The organism is Frankia canadensis, assembly GCF_900197875.1.
Lineage (GTDB): Bacteria > Actinomycetota > Actinomycetes > Frankiales > Frankiaceae > Frankia > Frankia canadensis.
Map to the genome: position 1 here is coordinate 1 of NZ_FZMO01000343.1, position 2,829 is coordinate 2,829.

The 2,829-nt window shown below is 77.3% G+C and carries 2 protein-coding genes; both read right to left on the reverse strand.

The annotated features are described in order from the left end of the window. Positions 1–737, reverse strand: a 737-nt coding sequence (gene mpaM / locus C1A33_RS23115) for a daptide-type RiPP biosynthesis methyltransferase (RefSeq protein ID WP_207770451.1), incomplete at its 3' end; no start/stop codon positions are given. Then, positions 734–2,829: daptide biosynthesis RiPP recognition protein (gene mpaB, locus C1A33_RS35180; protein ID WP_101833463.1), on the reverse strand; the 2,096-nt coding region annotated here is incomplete at its 5' end. The genes mpaB and mpaM, both read right to left, overlap by 4 nt.

A 2,829-nucleotide genomic window follows, 5' to 3' on the forward strand; every position in this document is an offset into this window, starting at 1 on the left:
CCGCCGCCGCCGGTCGCGGCCGGGACGGCGAGAGTGTGGACGTTCTCCCGGACGGGCTGGGCGCGCATCGGCCCGCGGCGCATCTGCAGGGTGCTGAACAGGAAGACGCCCGCCGGCACCAGGTGGTCGCCGACCGCGCGGAACATCGCCGCCCGCCCGGCGGCGTCCAGCAGGGACACCGAGGTGGCGCCCAGCACCACCGCGTCGAAGCGGCGGCCCAGGTCGAAGGCGGTCATGTCGCCCTCGACGGTGGTCAGCCGCGCGCCGTCGCCCCCCGGCGCGCCGGCCCGCTCGGCGAGCAGGCGCAGCATCATCGGCGACTTCTCCAGGCCCACCACGTGATGGCCGTCGGCGAGCAGCGGCAACGTCAGACGCCCGGAGCCGCAGGCCAGCTCCAGCACGTCGCCGCGGCGGCCACCGAGCGTCGCGTCGAGGGCCGCGCGCAGCTCGGCGACCTCGTGCTGGTCGTCGTGGCCGAGCAGGTCGTAGAGGACCGAGCCGCGCTCGGAGTAGAAGTCCTCCACCGGCAGCCCGGCACCGAACATCGTCATGATCGTGCCGGCGGTGCCCGGCCGCGGCGCCGCGGCCGTGTCCACCGCGGCCGTGTCCACCGCGGCCATGCCGTTCGGCACGCCCGCCGCGGCTGACACGTCCGGTGTGTCCGTCCGGACTGTCGCATTCGGCACGGCCGGCACGTCAGATGTGTCCGGGCGCGAGGAGGTCAGGGTCGTGCTCATCGCGGACCACCCGCCGTGGCCGCCACCGACATTCCAGCCGACATTCCAGCCGACACCGCAGCCGGCGTCCCGGCCGGCGTCGCCACTGGCCGAGCGCCGCCGCGCGCCAGGTCGACGCCGGACCGGGCGAAGGTGGCGATGAGGCTCGCGAAGCCCTCGGCGACGGCGCCGGCCGCCACCCCGGTGTGGGCGCCCGCGAGCTCCACGGCGCGCTCCCCCGGGCCGACGACCAGCAGGATCTCGACCAGCGCCGCCGCGTCCCGGCTGATCCGGAACACCCGCATGTCCCGGGGGCTGACGAGCAGCGCCCCGGTGCGGTCTCCGAGCAGCAGCGGCGCGTCCGGCGCCTCGGTGCCCACCGCCGTGTCCTCGAGGGCCGCGACCAACCGGCCGCCGAACCCGGACACGACCGGCTTCTTCAGACCCTCCTGCCGCGCGCGGCGCAGCGCGTCCAGGCCCCACAGGAACCGCGACAGCCACGGCCGCTCGGCCCGCGCCACGCGGCTCACCTCGACCGTCACCACCGCGGCCAGGCACGGGTCGTCACCCGCGCCGGCGCTCCACGGCGCCATCAGGGCCGGGTCGAGGCCGGCGGGCAGCGCGCCGAGCGCGGCGCCGCCGGGCGCGGGACGCACGGTGCCGTCGGCGTCGACGAACAGCCGGCCGCCGCGGCGGCCGGCGCACGGGTGCGCGGTGCCCAGCGCGCAGATGTCGGCGAGCTGGACGAACGGGTGCAGCAGGTACTCGGGGAAGGTTCCCCGGAGGCGGGCCGCGTCGGCGTCCTCGAGGAAGACCGCGTAGTCGATCTCGGAGGTGATCCGCAGCAGCGTCGGGCCGACGAGCGACAGGTAGCCGCCGGAGGAGTAGTCGAAGGTCTGCAGGAAGAAGTCGTCGCCGATGACGAGTTCGTCGCCCGCCGCGGCGAGCTCGCCGGTGTAGCGGACAAGCGAGCCGACGACGCCGCCGGGCGGGGGTGTGTGCGCCGCGCCGGCCGGGGCGAACACCAGGGTGCGGAAGTCGGCGAGCCCGGTGTCCGGGTCGGTGACCGCGGCGAGGTGCTCGGCGGCGGCGAGGACGATCTCGTCCGGGCCGTCGCCGGGCGCCGCCGCGAGGCCGGGCGGCGCGCCGTCCAGCCGGGGCGCGCGGGCGCCGGTGGCCCACCGGCCCAGCCGGCCGCTGATCTCCTGCAGGTGCGCCGCGCCCTCGACCTGCTCCGCGACCAGGCCCGGGGCGAGACCGAGCAGTTCCCGGGGCAGCAGTCCGTCGCCGGAGTGGCCGACGAGCAGCGAGACGCGCAGACCGTCGATCTTGCCGGCGACCCGGTGCACGTCCCCGCCGGACAGCTCGCGCACGTCCAGGCGCAGGGTGCACGCGTCGGCGAGGGCGAGCAGCCGGAGCGCCTGGGTGGCGTCGCCGACGCCGGTGACGGTGAGCTCGGCGATGCCGGCGGCGCCGACGAGGACGCCCAGCTCCTCGAGGCCGAGCCGCTCGACGAGGGCGGCCCGCAACGTCGCCGACCAGCGCAGCGGCTGCGGCAGTTCCACCCCGGCGTCCCCGTCGATGCCCGGCGTGGAGTCGCCCTGGGCGGCGGTGAGTGGCCGGGGGGCGGCGAGCGCGTCGGCGGCGATCAGGGCGGCGAAGGCGGTGAGGCGGCGGTGGACCTCGTCGGGCGTCCCCTCCAGACCGTGCAGGGGGGCCGGCGGGGCGGCGCGGTCGGCGCGGGCACGCAGCCAGGCGAGCTCGGCCGTCAGCACGTCGGCGGGCCGGTCCACGACCGTGCCGTCCGGGCCGTCGGCGACGAGCGACAGGCCGATGTGGGGGCTCTCGGCCGCCGCGGCGACACCGTCCAGGTAGGGGCTGCGGCGCAGGTCGGCCGCGGTCCACTCGGCGGACAGCAGGGTCAGCAGCGCGGGCAGGGATCCCGGCGCGCCGCGGCCCGCGGCGGATCCGGCGACGCCGTCGGCCGCCGAGGCGATCGCCGCCCGCCAGCCGGTCGGGCAGTAGGCATCCCCGCAATCGCACGAACTGAACCAGACAATGCGGTGGTCCGCACCCGGACCGTCTGGAGAACCGGGGGTGGGGTGACCGGGGG